19 protein-coding genes and 2 pseudogenes are annotated in these 21945 nt (G+C 61.0%); 13 read left to right on the top strand and 8 right to left on the bottom strand.

Translation table 11 applies throughout. From position 1 onward, the window contains the following. Positions 1-638 precede the first annotated feature (638 nt). From ACRAUW_RS05095 to ACRAUW_RS05085, 3 genes and pseudogenes are all read right to left on the bottom strand, one after another. Positions 639-770: pseudogene (locus tag ACRAUW_RS05095) on the bottom strand (ISAs1 family transposase); the annotation flags it as partial. Between the two features lie 28 nt (positions 771-798). Then, positions 799-1299, bottom strand: a complete 501-nt coding sequence (locus ACRAUW_RS05090) for a metal-dependent hydrolase (RefSeq protein ID WP_431361429.1) — start codon at positions 1297-1299, stop codon at positions 799-801. A 125-nt stretch (positions 1300-1424) separates the two neighbouring features. Next, positions 1425-1874 carry a YaiI/YqxD family protein gene (locus ACRAUW_RS05085; protein ID WP_124928468.1) on the bottom strand — a complete coding sequence of 150 codons (450 nt, stop codon included), beginning with the start codon at positions 1872-1874 and terminating at the stop codon, positions 1425-1427. Positions 1875-2014: 140 nt separating this feature from the next. Between ACRAUW_RS05085 and zntB the strand changes: the two genes are divergently transcribed. Then, entirely contained in the window at positions 2015-2980 is a 966-nt protein-coding gene (gene zntB, locus ACRAUW_RS05080) for a zinc transporter ZntB (RefSeq protein ID WP_431361428.1), read from the top strand. Positions 2981-2993: 13 nt separating this feature from the next. Then, positions 2994-3512, top strand: a complete 519-nt coding sequence (locus ACRAUW_RS05075) for a mechanosensitive ion channel domain-containing protein (protein WP_431361419.1) — start codon at positions 2994-2996, stop codon at positions 3510-3512. 60 nt (positions 3513-3572) lie between these two features. Here ACRAUW_RS05075 and ACRAUW_RS05070 read toward each other — a convergent pair whose 3' ends face one another. From ACRAUW_RS05070 to ACRAUW_RS05060, 3 genes and pseudogenes are all read right to left on the bottom strand, one after another. Continuing rightward, complete coding sequence (locus ACRAUW_RS05070; protein ID WP_069526933.1) at positions 3573-3821, bottom strand: hypothetical protein; 249 nt, start codon at positions 3819-3821, stop codon at positions 3573-3575. Between the two features lie 64 nt (positions 3822-3885). After that, positions 3886-4254, bottom strand: a pseudogene (locus ACRAUW_RS05065) (DNA-J related domain-containing protein); the annotation flags it as partial. Positions 4255-4385: 131 nt separating this feature from the next. Then, entirely contained in the window at positions 4386-5591 is a 1206-nt protein-coding gene (locus tag ACRAUW_RS05060) for a NupC/NupG family nucleoside CNT transporter (protein WP_431361418.1), read from the bottom strand. Between the two features lie 539 nt (positions 5592-6130). Between ACRAUW_RS05060 and dbpA the strand changes: the two genes are divergently transcribed. After that, on the top strand, positions 6131-7510 hold the full coding sequence (dbpA, locus tag ACRAUW_RS05055) for an ATP-dependent RNA helicase DbpA (protein WP_431361417.1): 1380 nt from the start codon (positions 6131-6133) through the stop codon (positions 7508-7510). An 89-nt stretch (positions 7511-7599) separates the two neighbouring features. Then, on the top strand, positions 7600-7890 hold the full coding sequence (locus ACRAUW_RS05050) for a YkgJ family cysteine cluster protein (protein ID WP_431361416.1): 291 nt from the start codon (positions 7600-7602) through the stop codon (positions 7888-7890). Between the two features lie 78 nt (positions 7891-7968). Here ACRAUW_RS05050 and ACRAUW_RS05045 read toward each other — a convergent pair whose 3' ends face one another. Continuing rightward, a complete protein-coding gene (locus tag ACRAUW_RS05045; protein WP_431361415.1) occupies positions 7969-8874 on the bottom strand; it encodes a 1,4-dihydroxy-2-naphthoate polyprenyltransferase in 906 nt (301 codons plus the stop codon). Positions 8875-9081: 207 nt separating this feature from the next. Between ACRAUW_RS05045 and ACRAUW_RS05040 the strand changes: the two genes are divergently transcribed. The 8 genes from ACRAUW_RS05040 to ACRAUW_RS05005 all read left to right on the top strand — a co-directional run bounded on the left by ACRAUW_RS05040 (position 9082) and on the right by ACRAUW_RS05005 (position 20233). Continuing rightward, positions 9082-10404 (top strand): isochorismate synthase, encoded by a 1323-nt coding sequence (locus ACRAUW_RS05040; RefSeq protein ID WP_431361414.1) that lies wholly within the window; start codon positions 9082-9084, stop codon positions 10402-10404. A gap of 32 nt (positions 10405-10436) precedes the next feature. Next, entirely contained in the window at positions 10437-12194 is a 1758-nt protein-coding gene (gene menD / locus ACRAUW_RS05035; protein WP_431361413.1) for a 2-succinyl-5-enolpyruvyl-6-hydroxy-3-cyclohexene-1-carboxylic-acid synthase, read from the top strand. Next, positions 12184-12954, top strand: coding sequence for a 2-succinyl-6-hydroxy-2,4-cyclohexadiene-1-carboxylate synthase (gene menH / locus ACRAUW_RS05030; protein ID WP_431361412.1), 771 nt, complete (start codon positions 12184-12186; stop codon positions 12952-12954). Before menD ends, menH begins: the two co-directional genes overlap by 11 nt. After that, positions 12947-13807, top strand: a complete 861-nt coding sequence (menB, locus tag ACRAUW_RS05025) for a 1,4-dihydroxy-2-naphthoyl-CoA synthase (RefSeq protein WP_431361411.1) — start codon at positions 12947-12949, stop codon at positions 13805-13807. Before menH ends, menB begins: the two co-directional genes overlap by 8 nt. After that, positions 13807-14736, top strand: coding sequence for an o-succinylbenzoate synthase (gene menC, locus ACRAUW_RS05020; protein ID WP_431361410.1), 930 nt, complete (start codon positions 13807-13809; stop codon positions 14734-14736). Before menB ends, menC begins: the two co-directional genes overlap by 1 nt. Then, positions 14729-16156, top strand: coding sequence for an AMP-binding protein (locus ACRAUW_RS05015; protein WP_431361409.1), 1428 nt, complete (start codon positions 14729-14731; stop codon positions 16154-16156). The genes menC and ACRAUW_RS05015 overlap by 8 nt, the downstream gene beginning before the upstream one ends. Before the next feature lie 218 nt (positions 16157-16374). Beyond that, positions 16375-19134 carry a collagenase gene (locus tag ACRAUW_RS05010; RefSeq protein WP_431361408.1) on the top strand — a complete coding sequence of 920 codons (2760 nt, stop codon included), beginning with the start codon at positions 16375-16377 and terminating at the stop codon, positions 19132-19134. A 187-nt stretch (positions 19135-19321) separates the two neighbouring features. Continuing rightward, positions 19322-20233 carry a SanA/YdcF family protein gene (locus ACRAUW_RS05005; RefSeq protein ID WP_431361407.1) on the top strand — a complete coding sequence of 304 codons (912 nt, stop codon included), beginning with the start codon at positions 19322-19324 and terminating at the stop codon, positions 20231-20233. Between the two features lie 90 nt (positions 20234-20323). Here ACRAUW_RS05005 and ACRAUW_RS05000 read toward each other — a convergent pair whose 3' ends face one another. Continuing rightward, positions 20324-21340 (bottom strand): chemotaxis protein, encoded by a 1017-nt coding sequence (locus ACRAUW_RS05000; RefSeq protein ID WP_431361406.1) that lies wholly within the window; start codon positions 21338-21340, stop codon positions 20324-20326. Positions 21341-21541: 201 nt separating this feature from the next. On the opposite strand from ACRAUW_RS05000, the gene ACRAUW_RS04995 reads away from it, so the two are divergent. After that, a partial coding sequence (locus tag ACRAUW_RS04995; RefSeq protein ID WP_431361405.1) for an NAD-dependent epimerase/dehydratase family protein occupies positions 21542-21945 on the top strand: 404 nt, incomplete at its 3' end.

Genomic DNA, 21945 nt, shown 5'->3' with positions numbered 1-21945 from the left:
TTAATAGCATGTAAAGAGAGTAGGGTTCAATAAATAGGATAAGTTACACGGCCATTAGGTCTGATTAGCGAAGCGTAATCAGACGATCGCGCAAACAGGTTGCCGTAATTCTGCCGGGGTTCCAGCTGATCTCTTCTCTATGTCCATCGCTACCGGGATTGCGGTGCGGACGATTACGCTTCGCTAATCGACCCTACTTCTCTCTGTTTCCTTTAACGTTCTGCTGCTTGTCGGCGGTTTGCTCCCCTCATCCCCGACCCTTCTCCCGCAAGGGGAGAAGGGAGCCCAGACCGCAGCAATTTTGGAATGCGTGACAGCTACGGCTACAGAGTGGCAGGTGCAGATCCCCTCTCCCCTTGGGAGAGGGTTAGGGTGAGGGAAAGCTGACAATAGGGCAAATGTCGCAACAGGCGCCAGGTTGCCCGTCTGAAAAAGAGCCATTCATTTCGCCAAAAGAGAAGGACCCCGCCATCCATGATGGCGGGGTCCTTTGCATTATCAGCCGCGTTGCTGATTCAACTGTTCGCGCTGGCAGGGGCCAATAAAATGGCTGGCCCGAACCCGATCAGACAGGAATGACAGTGGCTGCCACGGAGAAATCTGGGACGCCCACCCAGGGCGAGAGCGTGAACAAATTGTTAGGTTTGGACCAGCTTCGACAACCCTGCCGTTAACACCTTTTCGAGATAGTCGCTGCTCATGCCTGCAAATTGCTGTTTCTTCCGCAAGCTGGCTTTGCGCGTGGTCTCGGCACGCAGCATGTTCAGACGTAATTGGGACAGAGCCTTTTGTTTTGGCTTACAGGCGCCAGCCGTACCACCATCCCGCGGCCAGCAGGGTGAGGGTGCAAAAGCCGGTTTCGATGGCGCCGCCACTGCGCAGCGGCCAGCCCGGCAGGCGGTAACGGCGTTTGATGGGCCAGAAGAGCGGAATGCCCGCCGGGGTGAGCCAGTCCCCCAGCAGATGGCTGAGGTAGCCGACGATCAGGGCATCCTTGACCCCCATGGGCAGGGTGTCCGGCGGCAGGCTCTGGTTCAGCCCCCAGACGGCGGCGGCGACCGCCAGCAGACTGTGGGTGAAGCCACGATGGCCGAACAGCCGCGACAGAGGTTTCGAGATCCACGGCAGGCGCTGCCCCAGCACCGATTTGGGGTGGTCGAGATCCGGCAGCAGGGCGCTGGCCAGCGCGGCAGGGATGGTCTGCCACAGGCTGGCATCGGCCAGCGCCGGAGTGAGCTGCAGTTTATGGGCGATCAGGGTGCAGGTAACGGAGAAGAGCAGGTGCCCTTGGGCGGTCATGATGATTACGGCGTGGACAAGATGGCGGCGCATCTTACCAGCCTGATAGTTGTGGTCAGCTCTTATTTTAAAAATCAGGATGTTACGGCGAAAAAGCGCCCATATTGGGCGCCTTTAGGGTCTCTTTACAGCTTGCCTTTGACCAGCCACTTGTCGAGGGCGTTGGCAAAACGCTGCTTGTCGGCAGCATTTAAGGGGGCCGGGCCGCCGGTCTGCACGCCGGCTGAGCGCAGCTCTTCCATAAAGTTGCGCATGCCAAGACGCGCCTTGATGGTCTCGCGGGTGTAGATCTCGCCGCGGGGATTGAGTGCCTCGCCGCCAGCATCGATCACCCAGGAGGCGAGGGGAATATCGCCGGTGATCACCAGATCGCCGGGCTGAACCTGCTGGGCGATGACATGATCTGCCACATCGAATCCCTTCTCCACCTGCTGGGTTTTGATGAAGGGCGAGGGGGGCACCCGCAACCCCTGATTGGCCACCAGGGTGGTGACGACCTGGGCGCGGTGGGCGGCGCGGTAGAGGATCTCCTTGACCGGAATGGGGCAGGCATCGGCATCAACCCAGATGGGCATGGCATGGTTTCCTGTAGTGAAAGCGGATGGAAAACGAGAGCGGCCATGTTAACACAGGCCTCCCCTTCCCCGCGCGGGGCTGAGTCGGCCCCGCCTTTGGTGTAAGCTGGGGCCTGCACATGAAACGAGAAGGAGATGAGATGGATCGGGTGCCCGGTGAAGTGATTTATGCCCTGACTCTGGATGGCAAGGGTGGCATGGCGCCGCTGACGGCGGGAAGCGAAGTCCCGGCGGCGCATCCCGGCTGGCTGCATCTGGATTACGGCAATCCCGATTCGGCGCGCTGGCTGTTGCAGACCCCCTTGCTCAGCGAGGCGGCCAGGGAGTCGCTGCTCGGCCAGAGCAATCGTCCCAAGCTGGTGCGGATGGGGGAAACGGTGCTGCTGATCCTGCGCGGCATCAACCACAACAAGGATCACAGGCCCGAAGAGATGGTGGCGCTGCGTATCTTCATCACCCCGGATCTCATCATCAGCAGCCGTCGTCGTCCGCTGCTCTCAGAACAGGATGTCTTCAACCAGCTCAGGCTGGGGGGCGGAGCCGCTACCCCGGCCGACTGGCTGGTGGAGATCTGCGATGCCCTGACCGACCGGGCGGGGGAGTTTGTCGAGGAGCTGCACGACAAGATCCTCGATCTGGAGGAGATGGTGCTGATGCGCGACATGCCCGCCAATGGCCGGCTGGCGCTGATCCGCAAGCAGCTCATCATGATCCGCCGCTACCTCTCCCCCCAGCGGGATCTGGTGGCGCGGCTGGCCAACGAGAAGATCAGCTGGCTGGATGAGGATGATCGCCGTCGTCTGCTCGATATCGCCGATCGGCTGCGGCGCTGGCTCGATGACCTCGATGCCGGGGTGGCGCGCACCGCTGTGCTGGCAGACGAGATCAACAATCTGATGGCGGAGGCGACCAACCGCCGCGCCTACCAGATGTCGGTGATGGCGCTGCTCTTTCTGCCTGCCAGCTTCCTGACCGGCCTGTTTGGCATCAACCTCGGTGGAATGCCGGGGGCCGAGAGCCCGACCGCCTTCTGGGTTTTCTGTGGATCCTTGGTGGCGCTGGCAAGCGGGCTGGCGATCTGGCTCAAGCATCGGCGCTGGTGGTAAGGGGGCATAACCCATGTGGCAATCGATTGGCCTGACCCTGTTGCTGTTGCTGTTGCTGGGTCATACCCTGATCCGGCGGCTTATTCACAAGAGTCTGCTGGCGCTCGGCCAGAGCAGGCAGGTGAGCGAGAACCGGGTGCTCTACGTGGCCCATGTGTTCCACTTCCTGCTCGGCTGCGCCACCCTGCTGGTGCTGGCCGGGGTGTGGGGGCTCGACTTCTCTCGACTGGTGGTGCTCGCCTCCTCCTTCTTTGCCGTGCTGGGGGTCGCCATGGTGGCCCAGTGGTCAATCCTCTCCAACATCACCGCCAGCATCACCATCTTCTTCGCCTTCCCCTACAAGATTGGCGACCGGATCCGCATCCTCGACAAGGATGATTCGGTCACCGGCGTCATCACCGAGATCGGCCTCTTCTATGTGCGGGTGCGCGATGACAACGGCGATCTGGTCACTTATCCGGCCAACCTGATCCTGCAAAAGCCGGTCAGAAAGCTGGAGGGCAAGGTGGCGGAACCGCTGCAACCGGAATAGAAAGCAACCGGATTAACAAAAGGCTCCCTCGGGAGCCTTTTTACTGTGTGGTGGGTGGCGCTAGCGTTCGAAGAAGCGGTAGAGGTGCTCCACCTGAACCGGGCAGTCGGCCACCTGATGCAGATGTTCGCGGGCCTGCTCGACGGTGCCGAAACTGACCGGGCAGCCAAGGGTGTCGGTCAGCTCGTAGAGGGCGCCATCCTTGCCTCTGAATTCAATGAGCCAGCCGGGAATGGCCACATCGTGGAGGATTTCGGCCTCGTGCAGGATCTGTTGCTGATAGAGCTTACGAAGTTCACTGACTGTCATGATGCTCTCCTGTGGGGAATATCCAGCTCCAGTCTATGCCTGCTCTTTATATGCGGCAACGGAATCATCCCCGCAGGACCTCCCATGCCCAGCGGATGCGGATAAAGGTCTCGGCATTGACGCCCCGATCCGGATGGTGTTGCAGTGCCAGCTCCCGCCAGCGGCGGCGGATCGCCTCCTGACTCGCCCCCTCATTCAGCTCAAACAGGGCCAGCGCCTCGGCTTTGTGCCCCTCACCGTCGTAAGCACGCCAGAAGCAGTTGAGCAGGGCCTCAACTTCGGCACGATCGGTCTGCCAGAACACCTGCCAGTCGAGATAGTAGCTACGCAGATTTTCGCCAACGGCAAAGCCGTGGTTGACCTCCTGATTCCCGGCCAGCGGTTCGAGCCGGATATCCAGGGTGCTGATCACCAGCCACCAACCCTCTTCATAAGGCTATGTCCCAATTACGTGTTGCATAGGGCGCCCTAGCACCTCATGCAACACGTAATTGGGACATAGCCAAACAAAAAGGGCCCCTGACGAGGTCAGGAGCCCAAACAGTGGCACGAGCCACTAGAGGATCAGATCATGATGCCTGCGATAACAGCAGAGAGCAGGCTGACCAAGGTAGAACCGTAGACCAGCTTCAGACCGAAGCGGGAAACCATGTTGCCCTTCTCTTCGTTCAGCGCTTTTACCGCACCGGCGATGATGCCGATGGAGCTAAAGTTGGCGAAAGAGACCATGAAGATGGAGAGGATGCCGACGGTACGCGGAGAGAGATCGGCAGCAATCTTGCCCAGATCCATCATGGCAACGAACTCGTTGGTCACCAGCTTGGTCGCCATGATGGAGCCGGCTTGCAGCGCTTCACCACTCGGGATACCCAGGATCCAGGCGATCGGGTAGAAGAGGTAGCCCATGACGAACTGGAAGTTCACGCCAAATGCCATCTCGAACAGGTAGTTGATGAGAGCGATCAGGGCGATGAAGCCTACCAGCATGGCACCCACGATCACGGCAACGGTGAAACCGGCCATGATGTACTCACCCAGCATCTCGAAGAAATTCTCTTTCTTCGGTGTGTGGTGCTCGTCACCTTCAGCAATGGCCTTGATGTCGGTCACGGAGTTATCCGGCTCGTAGGGGTTGATCAGAGAGAGCACCACGAAGGTACTGAACATGTTGAGCACCAGCGCGGCAACCACGTAGCGCGGCTCGATCAGCTGCATGTAGGCACCAACGATGGACATGGAGACGGTAGACATCGCCGTCGCAGCCAGGGTGTACATCTGCTTCTCGTTCAGGTGAGGCAGGATGTTCTTGAGGGCGATGAAGTTCTCGGATTGACCGACGATCATCGAGCTGATGGCGTTGAAAGACTCCAGCTTGCCCATGCCATTGATCTTGGCCAGCACGGTACCGATACCGCGGATCACCAGCGGCAGCAGACGGATGTACTGCAGAATACCGATCAGCACGGAGATGAAGACGATGGGCATCAGCACCATCAGGAAGAAGGAGAAGGCCCCTTCATTGACCAGACCACCGAACACGAAATCGGTACCCTGCTTGGCAAACTCCATCAACTTGGTGAAGCCGGCCGCAAAGCCCCCCACTACCGCCAGACCCACTTCGGAGTTCAGCATGAACCAGGCCAGCGCCAGTTCGACCACCAGCAGTTGGCCAATGTAACGCAGTTTGATCTGTTTCCAGTTGTGGCGGTTAGCCAGCAGAGAGAGAGCGAGGACCATAACCAGTCCGAGCACAAAGTGAATATATTCCATACCTGTAGCACCTGAGTAAATTGTAATTTTTGACTGGCGCCATCATAGACATTTGCACATTTAAAAATCAGATGAACATCACAATACTGCACAATATTATGGGGGCGGAATAATAAAAACGTTTTTAAATTAAAAAATAAAAAAACCAATATTAATCACGCAACAAAATAATAAAAACAAAGAAAAAACATAACGTTATGAAACATTCGTTCCGTTTTGTGTTTTTTTGAAAAAATCAGATAGCATTTTGGTAACATCCATTTGAGACGATGACTGTTCATGGAATATTTCTCATTCATTATATTTATGATATTGAAAAAACAGAAAAACGTTTACTCTTGATAAACAATTATCTTGACGCTTAAAAAATAATCTTTTCGAATTATCAGTTATCACCCGCGATCTTTTTGACAACAAGTGTCTGCATCCCCCATCGTGGCCAACCGTTCAAAAATCCGCCACATCCGGTGCCACATTCTGGTATGATGCGCGGCCTTAGCGCTCGCGCATCCCCGTTTTCTCCGAAATAGAGTCCTTTTGTGAACAACAGCGAATTTAGCAGCCTGAACCTATCCCCCGCCCTGCTCGAGAACCTCACCACCCTGGGTTATCTGCAGATGACCCCGATCCAGGCCCAGAGCCTGCCCCTGGTGCTCGACGGCAAAGACCTGATCGCCAAGGCAAAAACCGGCAGCGGCAAGACCGCCGCCTTCGGCCTCGGCCTGCTGGCCAAGCTCAACGTAAACCGCCTTGAAGTGCAGGCGCTGGTACTCTGCCCGACCCGCGAACTGGCGGATCAGGTGGCTCAGGAGATCCGTCGTCTGGCGCGCGCCCTGCCCAACGTCAAGCTGGTGACCCTGTGCGGCGGCACCCCGACCGCACCGCAGTCCGCTACCCTGAGCTTTGGTGCCCACATTGCCGTCGGCACCCCGGGTCGCATTCTCAAGCATCTGGAGCAAGGCACGCTGGAGCTATCCGGCCTCAAGACGCTGGTGCTGGATGAAGCGGATCGCATGCTGGACATGGGCTTTGGCGAAGATATCAACCGGGTCATCAGCTATGCCCCCCAGCAGCGTCAGACCCTGCTCTTCTCCGCGACCTATCCGGAAGGGATCGCCCAGATGAGCCGCGGCGTGCAGCGCAATCCGGTCGAGGTGAGCGTGGAGTCCCTGCACGAGGGGAGCGCCATCGAACAGAAGCTTTACGAAGTGCCTGCCGGTCAGCGCCTCGACGCCCTCACCTGGTTGCTGAACCACTACCAGCCCAGCTCCTGCGTGGTGTTCTGCAACACCAAGCGCGCCTGTAACGACGTGGCCGACCATCTGGCTGCCAAGGGCTTCTCGGCGCTGGCGCTGAACGGCGATCTGGAACAGCGGGAGCGGGATCAGGTGCTGGTGCGCTTTGCCAACGGCAGCGCCACCATTCTGGTGGCCACCGATGTGGCGGCCCGCGGCCTCGACATCAAGGAGCTGGGCGCCGTCATCAACTACGAGCTGACCTATGATCCGGAAGTGCACGTGCACCGCATCGGTCGTACCGGTCGTGCCGGCCAGCAGGGTCTGGCCCTGAGTCTCTATCAGCCGAACGAGGCCCAGCGCGTCAACTTTATCGAAGAGTACCAGCAGGCTCCGATGCCGCTGGGTGATCTCGACAGCATCGGCCGCGACATCAAGCCGATCGCCCCGCAGATGGTGACCCTTTCCATCGATGCAGGTCGCAAGACCAAGGTGCGGGCCGGTGACATCCTGGGCGCCCTGACCGGTGAAGGCGGCATTGCCGGTGCCGACGTGGGCAAGATCCAGATCTCCGAGCAGTACTCTTACGTCGCGGTGAAGCGCAGCGTGGCGAGCGCCGCCCTCAAGCGGTTGCAGGAAGGCAAGATCAAGGGTCGCAGCTACCGCGCCCGCAAACTGGGCTAAGGTTCTTTGCAAGCCGTTAGCCAGACCACAGGCGCCTGACAGGCGCCTGTTTCATATCTCCGATGCCGCCATGCGGCAAGACAGGCACCATGACCCAAGCAATCCAAACCGATGTGAGCTGCCAGAACTGCGAAGCCTGCTGCTGCCGCCTCGAAGTGATGCTCTTTACCGATACCGGCGTGCCGGACCGTTATGTACTGGAACGGGAAGGCGAGATACCGGTCATGCGCCGGCTGGACGATGGCTGGTGCGCCGCCCTCGACCGCAACACCATGATGTGCCGTATCTATGAGGTACGGCCGCTGATCTGCCGCGAATTCGAAATGGGTGAACCCGACTGCGTTGAGGAGCGGGATAAATGGTTTCTCAACCTTGGCTAACCACGGAGTTCTGACAACAAAGGGCTCCCGGTACAGGGGCCCTTTTCATGGTTCGCGTTGGCAACCGGTGGTGATCTGTCAGGAGAGCGCCAACCCGATGGAGAGCAGCAGGCTGAACAGAAACGCGCTGATGGCGGTCTTCTTTAGGGCACCGGTCAACACCTCGCCATCGTAGCTTTCGCGCAAGGTGCGGGCCGCATCGCTGAGGGGCTTCATGGCGGGCAGGAAGATCCACGGCCAGAAACTGGCGGGCTGGATCAGGATAAAGGCGATGGTTACCAGCAACGCCGCCCCCAGCAGTACCCAGTGATAAGCGATGGCGCGGTTGCGGCCAAGGCGCACCGCCAGGGTGATCTTGCCGCTGGCGGCGTCGGTCTCGATGTCGCGCACATTGTTGATATTGAGCACGGCGGTGGCCAGCAGACCACAGGCGGTGGCAGGCAATAGCAGATCCCACTCCAGCGTCTTGGTAAAGAGGTAGTAAGAGCCGAGCACCCCCTGCAGGCCGAAGAAGAGGAACACCGAGATGTCGCCAAACCCGCGATAGCCGTAGGGAGTCTTGCCGACGGTGTAGGTCACCGCCGCGACGATGGCCGCGCCACCCAGCACTACAAATGCCAGGATCTGCAGCCACTGGCCACCGAAGGCGCAACCGAGCAACAGCAGGCCACTGGCCACCGCCGCCAGCGCGGTCAGCGCCATCGCCACACACATCTGCTTTTTGGTGATAAGACCGGAGACCACCGCCCGCTGCGGGCCGATCCGCTCACCGTTGTCGGCGCCGGAGACCGCATCGCCGTAATCGTTGGCCAGATTGGAGAGGATCTGCAGCAGGATGGCGGTCAGCAGGGAGAGCGCCATGATAGTGCCATCGAAGGCGCCACGACTGGCAGCCAGTCCCGACCCCAGCAGGATGGAGGAGCAGGCGAGCGGCAAGGTGCGCAAACGCGCCGCCAGCAACCAAACAGAGAAGGTATTTGTCATATTGTGATGGCCAAACAATCGGATATTGATCGTGTTAAGGGTTATCGAACCGGATTTGGGTATACTTGCCCCCTGAGAGTGCTGCACCCTCGGGCGATTTACATGGACGAATGGGCAGATAATATATAGGAAATGATCGCCTTTGGCATAAACCTACGGCATCCTGCAACCGGATCGCTCGTTACTACCCGGCTCAGACAAGAATCCATGTTGGCTCAGACCCATATCAAGCAACAACTGGACGCCCTGCGTCACAGCAACGTCAGCGGCTTCGTGCGGTTGCGAGTGGCCATCGAGATCCGCTCCTTTCTGGGCTGGCTCGCGGCGCAAACCCTCTATCCCCGCATCTACTGGCAGGCCCGTGGAGATGATCGTCCCGAATATGTCGCGCTGGGCGCCATTCAGGAACTGACCGAGCCGCACGCCATCAAGCAGGTGTGCACTAACACAGCCAACCAGCATCATGACGACAGCCCCCGCTACTATGGCGGACTGGCGTTCGATCCGGCCCAATCCGGCTGGCAAGGGTTTGGCCCCTGCCGTTTCGTGCTGCCCCGCATCGAGCTGGTGCGCCGTGGTGAGTGCGTGAGTCTCTGCCTCAACCTCTGGCTGGATGACGACAATCTCGAGGCCGAACTGCAGGCAGCAGAAGCCGCCCTCGATGCCCTGCACCCGGAAGCTCCGCTGCCCGCCCTGCAAAAGCAGCCCTGGCAGCGACAGGATTGCCCCGGCCCCGCCCAGTGGCAAACGCTGGTGGAGCGCGTCACCGCCCCCGATTTTCAGGCCCACACTCCCAAGGTGGTGCTGTCGCGCGAAAGCGTGCTGACCAGTCCGAACCATGATGCGGATATCAATCCCTGGGCCATGCTCGATCAGTGGGCCCGCCACGCCCAGGACTGCTTCCACTTCGGTTTTCAATTCTCCCCCGAGCAGGCTTTTATCGCCTGCTCCCCCGAGCGACTCTACCGCCGGGAAGGGAGACACCTCTTTACCGAGGCGCTGGCGGGCACCATCCGCCGCTCCGGCGATGAAGAGGTGGATGCCCAACTGGCCGCCGAACTGCTGGCCGACAGCAAGAACCGGCTGGAGAACCGGCTGGTGCACGCCGACATCCTCAGCCGACTGGCGCCACTGGCCCACGACGCCACTCTGACCGAGCCGCGCATTCTCAAACTGCGGCTGCTGCAGCACCTCAAGTGCGATATCGAAGCCGAGCTCAAGCCCGGGGTCTGCGACTGGCAGCTGCTCGACGCCCTCCACCCGACGCCGGCGGTGGGCGGCGCCCCTCGCGAGGCAGCGCTCGCCTTTATCCGCGAGTTCGAGCCCTATGATCGGGGCTGGTACGCCGGAGCCTGCGGCATGTTGAGTCGGGAGACGTCCGAGTTCTCGGTCGCCATTCGCAGCGCCCGCATTCATCCGGGCAGCGTCACCCTGTTTGCCGGTGCCGGCATTGTCGCCGGTTCCGAGCCTGTCGCCGAGTGGGCCGAGCTCGACAACAAGATCGCCAATGTGCTCTCCCTGCTGGGATAGTCATTCACCCTTTTCACGCCACGAGAGCCCCTATGCCCACCCGTAAAGAGCCTGCCAGCGAAGAGTTTGCCTGCACACCGTTTTCGAGCCAGCACGCCACCTTCAATCACGTCTGGTCCTCCCTCTTGCTGGAGGAGCTCTTTCGCCTCGGGGTGCGCGACATCGCGCTGGCCCCCGGCTCCCGCTCCGCGCCGCTGACCATGGCCGCCGCCGCCCATCAGGGCTTTCGTCGTCACCTGCACTTTGACGAGCGCGGTCTCGGCTTTATGGCGCTGGGGCTGGCCAAGGGGAGCAACCGGCCGGTGGCGGTGATCATGACCTCGGGCACCGCGGTAGCCAACCTCTGGCCCGCCGTGGCAGAGGCCCAGCTCACCGGCGTGCCACTGATTATTCTCTCCGCCGATCGCCCCCACGAGCTTATCGACAACGGCGCCAATCAGGCGATCGACCAGCAGGGGATCTTCGGCCGCTACCCTGTCTATCAGCAGAACCTGCCGAGCCCCACCCCGACCATTCCGGCCGCCTTCGTGCTGAGCTCGGTGGATCAGGCGCTGGCCAAACAGGCGCTCACCCCCGGGGTGGTGCACTTCAACTGCATGTACCCCGAGCCCCTCTACCCGGGCGAGCACTATCAGGATTTCTCCGACTATCTGGCCCCCCTCGGTGACTGGCTCGGCTCGCACAAGCCATGGAGCCCGTGGCAACAAAGCGAGCCGAGCTGCCCACCTCAGGCGGAGTGGGAAAGCTTTCAGCAAAAGCGCGGCATCGTTGTGGCTGGTCGCATTACCGACCCGCAGCAGGCACAGGCCGCAGCAGTACTGGCAGAGCAGCTCGGCTGGCCGCTGCTGGCAGACCTGCAGAGCCAGATCCGCTTCGATAGCCGCAACCTCATCCACATGGATATGGCGCTCAACGACCCTGCATTCGTCGCCGAGCTGGGCCGTGCCGAGGTGCTGCTGCAATTTGGCGCGCGGCTTGTCTCGAAGCGGCTTGGCCAGTTCATCAAGCACCATTCATGGCAGGATTACTGGCTGGTGGATCCGCAACCGGCGCGGCTCGATCCCGACTACCGGCTGCGCAACCGGCTGCTCTGCAGTGCCAGCGCTTTTGCTGCGGCACATCCGGTCACTACCCAGGGCCCTTGGCACACATTGGCCGAGCTGCAACATAACGCCAGCCAGCAGATCGCCGCTGCCTGCGAGCACTTCTCCGAGCTTGGGGTCTGCCATCGCCTCAATTCCCTTATCGAAGGACAGCTGTTTGTCGGCAACAGCATGCCAGCCCGACTGATGGATATGCTCGGCGAAACGGGCAAGGGGCCGAGCCGGGTGATGACCAACCGTGGCGCCTCCGGCATCGATGGCCTGATCGCCACCGCCTATGGCTTTGCCCAATCGATCGAGCCGGGCAGCGATGAGCCCACCACCCTGCTGCTTGGCGATCTCAGCGCCCTGCACGATCTCAACAGCCTCGCCCTGCTCAGCAAGGCGAGCCGACCGCTGGTGGTGATCCTGCTCAACAACGATGGCGGCAGCATCTTTCGTATGTTGCCGGTGCCCACCGAAGGGGAGCTGCTGGAGAGCTACTATCGGCTGCCCCACGGTCTCAGCTTTGAACATGCCGCCGCCATGTTTGGCCTCGCCTATCGGGCGCCGACCACCCTGCCCGAGTTCGAACGCGATTACCGCGCCGCCCTCCAACATGGCGTTACCTTGATCGAGATCCGGGTACCGAGCGAGCAGGTGGCCGAAGATCTCAAGGCGCTGGGGGCCGCCATCCGTGGCAAATAAAAATACCAATGTGCCGCTGGTGTTGCTGCACGGCCTGCTGGGGGATGGCGGCGACTGGCAACCGGTGATCGACCGGCTGCCCGCCATCCGCTGCATCGCCCTCGATCTGCCGGGTCACGGCCAGCATAGCGATCTCAACGTCAGCGACTTTGAGCAGAGCCACCAGTGGCTGGTCACCGAGCTGGCCAGCCGCAACATTGAACGCTATCTGCTGGCGGGTTACTCGCTGGGTGGGCGACTGGCCCTCTATCACGCCAGCCGCGAGCCCGTCGGACTACGGGGGCTGCTGCTGGAGAACTGCCACCCAGGGTTACCAGCCAGTGAGCGGACCGCCCGCATCCAGCACGATGAGCTGTGGGCGCAGCGTTTCGAGCGCGAGCCCCTGGCTGACGTGCTGACAGACTGGTATCGGCAAGGGGTGTTTGCCGATCTTGACGATGCGGCCCGGGCCAGCCAGATCGCCCGCCGCCTTGGCAACGACGGTCAGGGCATCGCCACCATGCTGCGCGCCACTTCGCTCGGCAAGCAGCCGGATCTCGCCCCCTGGCTCATGGCGAGCCAGCTGCCGGTTACTTATGTGAGTGGCAAGCGGGATCACAAATTCCATCAGCTGGCTTGCCTCCTGGCGAGTCAGCATAGCAAAATCAACCACTTGGAGCTGGATGGCGGCCACAACCTGCATGCCCACCAGCCTGAGATTTTTGCCCGCCTCCTCGCGGAGTGGGTCAACCAACAACGAGAAGAGAAGCGTCATGATTGAAGCAATGACTGAAGCGGAACTCTATGCCCCCGTCGAGTGGCGTGATTGCTCCGCCGGTTACGAGGACATCCTCTATCACAAGTCCGGCGATGGCATTGCCAAGATCACCATCAACCGTCCCCAGGTGCGCAACGCCTTCCGTCCCCGCACCGTCAAAGAGATGCTGCAGGCGCTGGCCGATGCCCGTTATGACGAGCATATCGGCACCATCATCCTGACCGGTTTTGGCGAGAAAGCCTTCTGCGCCGGCGGCGACCAGAAGATCCGTGGCGACTACGGTGGATACCGGGATGACGAGGGGACTCACCACCTCAACGTGCTCGACTTCCAGCGCGACATCCGCACCTGCCCGAAACCTGTGGTTGCCATGGTGGCCGGTTACGCGGTCGGTGGCGGCCACGTGCTGCACATGATGTGTGACCTGACCATCGCCGCCGACAACGCCCAGTTTGGCCAGACCGGCCCGAAAGTGGGCTCCTTCGACGGCGGTTGGGGGGCTTCCTACATGGCTCGTATCGTCGGCCAGAAGAAAGCCCGCGAAATCTGGTTCCTCTGCCGCATGTACGATGCGAGCCAAGCCCTCGACATGGGTCTGGTCAACACCGTCGTGCCGTTGGCGGATCTGGAGCGTGAAACCGTGCGCTGGTGCCGCGAAATGCTGCAAAACAGCCCGATGGCGCTGCGCTGCCTGAAAGCGGCCCTCAACGCTGACTGTGATGGTCAGGCGGGCTTGCAGGAGTTGGCGGGCAATGCCACCATGCTGTTCTACATGACCGAAGAGGGTCAGGAAGGCCGTAACGCCTTCAACGAAAAGCGTCGCCCCGACTTCTCCAAATACAAGCGGAACCCCTGATGACACTAGCCCTGTATCGCTATCAACTGCCTTTTACCCAGCCACTGACCTTTCACGGCAAGGTGGAGGTGGCGCGAGAGGGGCTGTTGGTGCGCATCAACGACGGCTGGGGGGAAATTGCCCCCCTGCCCGGCTTCTCGAAAGAGAGCCTGCAACAGGCAGAGGCAGAAGCCCTTGCCACGCTGGCGGCCCTGGCCGCCGGTGACACCCCGAACCCCGTGCTGCCGTCGGTGCAATTTGGCCTCGACTGCGCGCGCCGGACATGGCCCGAGCAGCGCAACCCGCTGCCGGAGCCCTATCCCCTCATTCAAGGCTCCCCCCAGGAGCTGCTGCGCAACTGGAAAGAGTGGCTGCACCGCACGCCCGGCAAGGCCAAGCTGAAGGTGGCGCGCTACCCGATGCGTGACGAGCTGGCGCTGATCCGCCTGCTGTGCGATCGCCTCCCCTCCCTCAAGCTGGTGCTGGACGCCAACCAAGGCTGGACTCGCGAGGAGGCGTGGACCTTCTGCGGCCACCTCGACCCGAATCGCATCGAGTATCTGGAAGACCCCTGCGCCGACTTTGCCGACATCGCCTTTGTCGCCAACCGCACCGGCATGCCGGTGGCGCTGGACGAAATGCTGGCACAAGGCAAGCCGTGGGAGCCGATCCCGCAACTGCGCGCGCTGGTGCTCAAGCCTACCCTGCTCGGTTCACTCACCAACTGCGAAGCGCTGATCGCCCGCGCCCGCGAACTGCGGCTCAAGGTGATCATCTCCTCCTGCTTCGAATCGGATCTGGGCCTGAACCAGCTCTTTCATCTGGCAGGCGAATGGGCGCCGGAACAGGCGCCGGGTCTGGATACCCGCCGCTGGATGGCTGGCAATCTGCTGGGGGAAGATGGCAAACCGGATCTGAGCCGACTGGAGCAACTGTATTACCGTGATTGACCCCTCCCGTTCACCCGAACAGACGCCTTGCCCGGTACGCCACCGGGCAATCACAGCCTCGAACCGCATTGCCATCCACGCCGCCTCGTCCCTCAGTTACCACCAGCTCGATGCCCGCCTCAACAGCCTGTGCCAACAGCTGAAACAAGCCGACGTGCGCCGTGGCGATCATCTGGCTGCGGTGGTGCGCGGTGCGCTGGAAGATGTGCTGCTGGCGTGGGCCTGCGTGCGCAGCGGCGTAGTGTTCTGCCCGCTCAATCCCGCCTTCCCTCTTGAAAAACAGCGCGAGCTGGCGGTGCAACTCGATGCCGATGCCTTCTGGTCGGCAGGGGAGATCCCGGCAGGCAACTGGCAACCCTTGCAACTCGACTTCACGCACGAACTACCGGCAAGCGAGGAGGCGTGGCCGCTGGCATCGACCCAGCTCAACAACATGATCCTCACCTCCGGCTCCAGCGGCACGCCGAAAGCGGTGGTGCACCGGCTCTGCAACCACCTTGCCTCGGCGCGCGGCTCTGCCACCCTCATTCCCCTCGATGAGGCCTGCGGCTGGCTGCTCTCCCTGCCGCTGTTCCATGTCGGCGGCTACGCCATCCTGTTTCGGGTCTTTCTGGCGGGCGCCACGTTGGTGCTGGATCAGCGTGAACGGCCCCTCAAGGAGCGGCTGGAGTGCCAGCCCATCACTCATCTCTCGCTGGTGCCGACCCAGCTCTGGCGCCTGCTGGCAGAGGGTTTTGATCCCGCCCATACCCGCCTGCGCGAATTGCTGCTCGGCGGTGCCGCCATCCCGCAACCGCTGGTGAGCCGTCTCTGCGCCATGGGGCTCGAACCCAAGGTGAGTTATGGTCTCTCCGAGATGGGCAGTCAGGTCTGTACCGCTATCCCCGGCGATGCTGGCGTAGTTGGCAAACCGCTACCGGGGCGGGTGGTGTGCATCAGGGAGCAGGAGATCTGCGTGCGCGGCGCTACCCTGTTTGCTGGTTACTACCGAGATGGCGAGCTGGAACTACCCCTTGATGGCGAGGGCTGGTTTCATACCCGCGACAAGGGACGCTTCACTGCGGCAGGGGAACTGCTGGTGGAGGGGCGACTCGATAACCTCTTTATCTCGGGGGGCGAAAACATCCAGCCCGAGACCATAGAGCAGCGACTGGTAGATCATCCCGCCGTCGCCCAGGCGCTGGTGGTGCCGGTGCCTAGCGACGAGTGGGGCCAGCGCCCCGCCGCCTTTATCGACTGGCACGGCGAGCCGGTTCCCGACTCCGAACTGGCAGCCTGGATCCGCAGCACCCTGCCCGGCTTTATGGTGCCCGACCACTGGCTCCCCTGGCCCGATCTTGGCGGTAATCTCAAACCCTCCCGCCAACTGCTGGGCAAGGTAGCCCGACAACAGACCACTCGGGCACGACAAGCTGAATGAGATCGGACTCACAATTTACCGATCTTCTTTGAAAACAAAAAAGAACCATGTGAGTCCTCACTGCGGCGCCAGCTCCCGATAATCCGTATAGATGCAAAGCCATGACATCTTATTGATTTATATGTGTTAAAATTGACAATTGATACCCCTTTGGATCCATTTAAATTGCCTTGCGATTACTCGCAAGACAATACACAAACAACAACAAAGGGATAAAAATGAACCGTTCAGGTACCGGGTGGCTGCTGCTGGCAGGCCCCTTGCTTTTGGCGACATCCTCGGCGCAAGCCAACTACTCCCCCAATGACTGGCGACAGTATCAGCTGACTGGCGAATCGAGCCGGCAACTGGCCGCTCGCATCACCGAGATCACCTACGAGCTCAAGGCGCGTAGCAGCAATGCTCCTTACCAGAAGCTTAGGGTCTACCGTCGCTTCGACTGGCAGAGCAGCGATCTCACTGCACTGGCCGAACAGCAGTGTGGCGAGCCGCAGCTCAAGGTAGATGCGGGCTGGCAGATCCGCTTCGTGCGCTGTGAGGATCGGATTCCTGCGGGCAAGCTCATCCCCGCCAGCAGTGATGACTTCGGTTATGGCCTCAAGCAGGGTCGCTGGGAGCAGCTGGCGGGCACGCCGACCGCCCAACGGCAGGATCGCCTGCCGCTGCCGCAAGCCATCATCCTGGGTCAGAGCGAAAGGGAGCTGGGTCGCTGCGAACTCAACGCGCAGGGCCGCTGCACCGAGCTCGAGTGGCACTATCAGCCGCAGGATTGGCAGCAGTTGCAGGTACTTGAAGAGACCCCGAGTGAGCGGGATGGTCGGTTAGAGCAGATCTTTTTCCGCCTGCAGCCGGTGGCAGGCAGTCAGGCTGCCGCTCAGGTCAGCGAGATCCATGTCTGGCGTCGCTATCAGTGGCAGCTGGATCAGCTCACGCCTCAGCAGGAGTGTGATGAGCCACAGGAGCGCAAGGAGGGGAGCAACACCATCCGCTATCGCATCTGTCGTCAGGTGATCCCTGCAGGCAGCGAGGTTCAGGTCACGCTGCAAGATAGCGGCTACCAATACCCGGTCGCCGGCGGCGAGTGGCAACCCCTGCCAGAGAGCAAAGAGTGGCAGGAGAGCCGGGTGCTCAATCGCTCCATCGTGCTGGCCAGCAAGGAGGAGCAGCTGGAGTGCCGCCGTGCCAACGGTCGTCTCTGCTCCGAGCCCGAGCAGCCCGATGTGGATCTGCTCGACAGCGATGCCGCCAAACTGGTGGCCGACGTGAGTGGCCAGAACAGTCCTGCCTGGCAGGCGGATTACGGCCACGATGATGCCAAGCTGATGGCGGTGGTGCGCGGGATGCGTGCACTGCTGGCGGCCAACCAGCCGACCCATCCGGCAATGGACAAGCTGCTCTACTATGTGCGCGCCCACAACTACCACGGCGGCGTTGGCAAGGAGAGTGATCAGGTCGCCCGGGCACTGGCCGGAGTGATGATTGATCTGCTCAACCACCCATTGCTGCTGGGAGCTGAACCACAGGATCAGGCTGGCACAGTGCTGGAAGCCTGGAGCGTGGCGGCGCAGGGACAACTTGGCCAAGCCGCCTTCCGCCAGAGTGCCGCCCCCATGCTGGCCCAGCTTAACCAGGCGTTCGGCTATGCGGTGCAACATGCGGCGCAGATCAATGGCCACAAACCTTGGGCCGATGGCCTGTTCGAGCTGCTCAATCTGGTCGATCAGAGCGCCTCTTACGGTCCGCAGGCTGACTTCAGCGCAGCTGTGCTGCAGCAGGAGGCGGCATTGCGCCAGAGCCTGCTGCAACTGGGCCTGAGCGAGCTGGCCCTCTGGAAACAACGCGATGGCTCACGGGATCTGTTTATCTTCAACAACATCCTCGATGCCCACAGCCGCCTCTACCAGATGATGCGCTACCTCCATCGCACCAGCCTGGATAAGGCGATTGCCTATCGCCAGCAGCTGGATCGCGATGTCATCGCCATCATGCGCCAGCAGGGGCTGGTCCCGGGCGGCCAGCATTCGGCTGCCATGCTGGAAGCGGTATCCCTGACCCTCTCCACCTACTACCTCACCTACACGGATCGCACCAGCGAAGCCTGTGTCAGTGGCGAGTTTGCCGGGCTTTGTACCCCGATCCGCATGGAAGATATTCTGCCGTTCGAGCACACCTGCTCACCCACCCTGCGTCTGCGCGCCCAGGATCTGACCCTGGCTCAGGCCGAAGGGATCTGCCGCGAGCTGGGTGATGAAGAGCAGCGCTTCCACCAGCAGATGGAGACAGGCTGGCAACCGGTGGCCGATGATCACAACGAGGCGCTGGAGCTGGTGATCTTCAACTCCTCCGCCGACTGGGGCCGCTACGGCAGCGCGCTGTTTGGCGTCTCTACCGACAATGGCGGCATCTATATCGAGGGGGATCCGGCTCGGCCCGGCAATCAGGCCCGCTTCTTCGCCTATGAGGCGGAGTGGAAACACCCCGCCTTCCAGGTGTGGAACCTGCGCCACGAGTACGTTCACTATCTCGACGGCCGCTTTAACCAGTACGGCAGCTTCGGCCACTATCCGCTCAACCGCACCACCTGGTGGGCCGAGGGGATTGCAGAGTACATCGCCCACGGCCAGTGCTTTGCCCGGGGTCTGGATAACGTGGCAAACCGCCCCGCCAACCAGCGCCCGACACTGGCGGCGATCCTCCACCTTGACTACGCCCAGGGTGGCGAGATGGTCTACTCCTGGTCCTATACCGTGCACCGCTTCCTCAACGATACCGGTCGCGGCGCCAGCTGGCTGGCGCTGGCACAGGCGCTGCGCAATCCGGATCGACAACAGGCGATGAGCGACTTCGAAGGGGAGCTGGATCGCCTGATCGCCAACGACAGCGACGCCTATCAGGCGTGGCTCACCCGGGATCTGCTGCCCTGGTGGCAAGCCAACAAGGAGTCAGACGCCTGCAAGGGTAACGACTCCGCCCACTGATAAACCTTCACCGACCAGAGGGGCTGCCACCGCAGCCCCTCTCTTTATCCTCCCGCTCTCCCGGCCTCTGCTGCGACAACCTCTGCCCGAATGAGGTGCCCGCCCGTTATCAAGCCTGACGCCTGCGGCCGAGTTGTAATAGAATGCCGATAGCCACTCCCAATTTCAGACCCTGACCGCACCGCGCATGAAGAAGTTTGCCAAGATCCTCCTCGCCTGCCTGCTGATACTGCTGGCACTGATTGCCTCGGTGCTAGCCTATAGCGAATGGATCGTCTCGGATGCCCGCCACTACACCCATGATCGGGTGGACCAGGTGCCCTACAACCGGGTCGCGGTGGTGCTGGGTACCTCCAAATATCTCTCCGGTGGCGGCCCCAACCACTACTTCAAATACCGCATCAAGGCGGCGGCCGAGCTCTACAACAATGCCAAGGTGGACTTCATCATCGTCTCCGGTGACAACGCCACCGTGCAGTACAACGAGCCGCGCCAGATGCGCCGCGCCCTGATCAAGGCGGGCATCCCCGCCTCCGCCATCTATATGGATTTCGCTGGCTTCCGTACCCTCGACTCTGTGGTTCGCGCCAAGGAGGTGTTTGGCCAAGAGCGCTTTACCGTGGTCTCCCAGGGCTTTCATAACGAGCGGGCCATTTTTATCGCCCGCCATTTCGGTATCGACGCAGTCGGCTTCAATGCCGAAGATCCCAGCGCCTATCAGGGGATCCGCACCCGGGTACGGGAAGTCTTTGCCCGCCTGATGGGGTTGCTCGACCTCTATGTACTGGACAAGGGGCCCAAGTTCCTCGGGGCACCGGTCCCCATCGGTCTGCCTGTGCCTTGCCAGTCACTGAGCACCATCGGCAGCCTGCAACCCTGCCTCAAACAGCACAAACCAGCCGCAGAGCAGGCCAAACCAACGGCAGTATCCGCAGTAGTCACTGCACCGGCCATCACTCCGGCTATTTCCGCTGCGGCAGCGACTGAACCGGTCACGCCCGTCAAACCCGTGGCAGAAGCCGCCGCCAAGGCCCCCACCGCGCTCTTGCCCACTTTGCCACTAGCCCCTTCCGCTGCCAGCGCCGGCTCTTCCTCCTGATAAACCAGATTCCCGGCTATCCGGGTTAGCCCGCCAAAAAAGAACGGCCACCCTGTCGGGGTGGCCGTTCTGCGGTCGGGTAATCCGACATTAAATGTTGTTGGCTGGTGATGGTGGGGCAATCCCCAGCAGCAGGTGATCCATCATCCCCACCATGCGCCCTATCTCGGGCTTGGTGATGGTATCGTTGGCCCCCAGTTGCAGCGCTTTCTGGCGGTTATCATCGCTCATCAGGGAGGAGAACATCACGATGGGCATCTCCTTGTAGGAGGGGGTATCCCGCAGCCGCTTGAGCAGGTGCATACCATCCATGCGCGGCATCTCCACATCGGTGATCACCGCATTGACGAAGCCGGTCACCGGCATTCTCTCCTCCTGGGCCAGACGATCGAAATCCGTCATCATCTCCAGCCCCTCTCCTCCGTCCTTGGCCGTAATCACGTTGTAGCCAGCGGTGCGCAGGGTGGTCTCGATCATCTTGCGGATAAAGGCCGAGTCATCCACCACCAGAATGGTTTTGCCCTGGCGCAGCGCCATCATGCGATCGTCGATGAGCACCTTGCGGTCCTGAGTGACATCGTATTTCTCCATGCTGAGCTCGGGGTTGATATCGGCGATAATCTTCTCGAAGTCGAGGATCATGATGAGGTTGCCATCGCGTCTGACCACGGCCACCACGCAGTCGTTCTCCCCCGCTTCCAGAAACTGGCTGGGGGACTCCACATCCTCCCAAGATACCCGGTGGATCCTGCTGACACTATCGATCAGGAAGCCGTTGGCCATCTTGTTGAAATCGGTGACGATCACCACCTTGTGGCTGGGGTCCGGGTTGGTCTTGATGCCGAGCCACCCCGCCAGATCCACCAGCGGGATGAGGCGATCCCGCAGGGAGAATACCCCCACCATATGACGCTGGGCATTGGGGTAATCGGTGGTTTCCGGCACCCGGATCACCTCGCGTACCTTGGCGACGTTGATCCCGTAATAAGCGGTTTTTTCACGGCCGTCCGGTAGCTGCTTCTTGAGGTGAAACTCGATGATCTCAAGTTCGTTGGTGCCACTTTCGGTCAGGATAGATTTACGCACTTCCCCATCTTTGGACATCATGGTGACTCTCATTCTGGTTGCGCGGGCAGCAGACCGCTGCGGTTTTCCCTCAGTATAGGAATGGATTTCACCCAACGGCTCGGATCTCGGCAAGATTGCAGCCTTAACCGCTTGATCCCGCAGGCTGGCACGATCGTATCTGCCAATCAGGACAACATTGGCAGATGGTGAACCCCACCATGTCCTCATAAGGAGCCAGAGATGAGTGAAGGCATAGTCGTGATTGGCGCTTCTGGCGGTATCGGGGCGGCTCTGGTAGCACACTGGCTGGCGGCGGGTGTCGGGCCAGTGATTGCCATCAGTCGTCAACCCGCACCTGCTGGCCTCTCATCGCCGGGTCTGCACTGGCTATGTTGCGATTACAGCGATGAGCAGATGGTAGCTGCGGTAGCCCGTATCGCGGAGTTGGCACCGAGACCGCATCGGGTGGTGATCTGCAACGGCATCCTGCATCAGGGGGAGATCCAGCCAGAGAAACGACTCGAAGCAATCAATCTCGATGCCATGACCCGCTTCTACCAGACCAATGCCTTGCTGCCGCTGCGCTGGATCAGCCAGTTGTTACCGCTGTTTGGCCGCGAGCCTTGCACTCTGGCCGTTCTCAG

This window comes from Aeromonas sp. (genome assembly GCF_050633025.1).
Taxonomy (GTDB): Bacteria; Pseudomonadota; Gammaproteobacteria; order Enterobacterales; family Aeromonadaceae; genus Aeromonas.
This window is presented reverse-complemented; position numbering and strand designations above follow the sequence as displayed.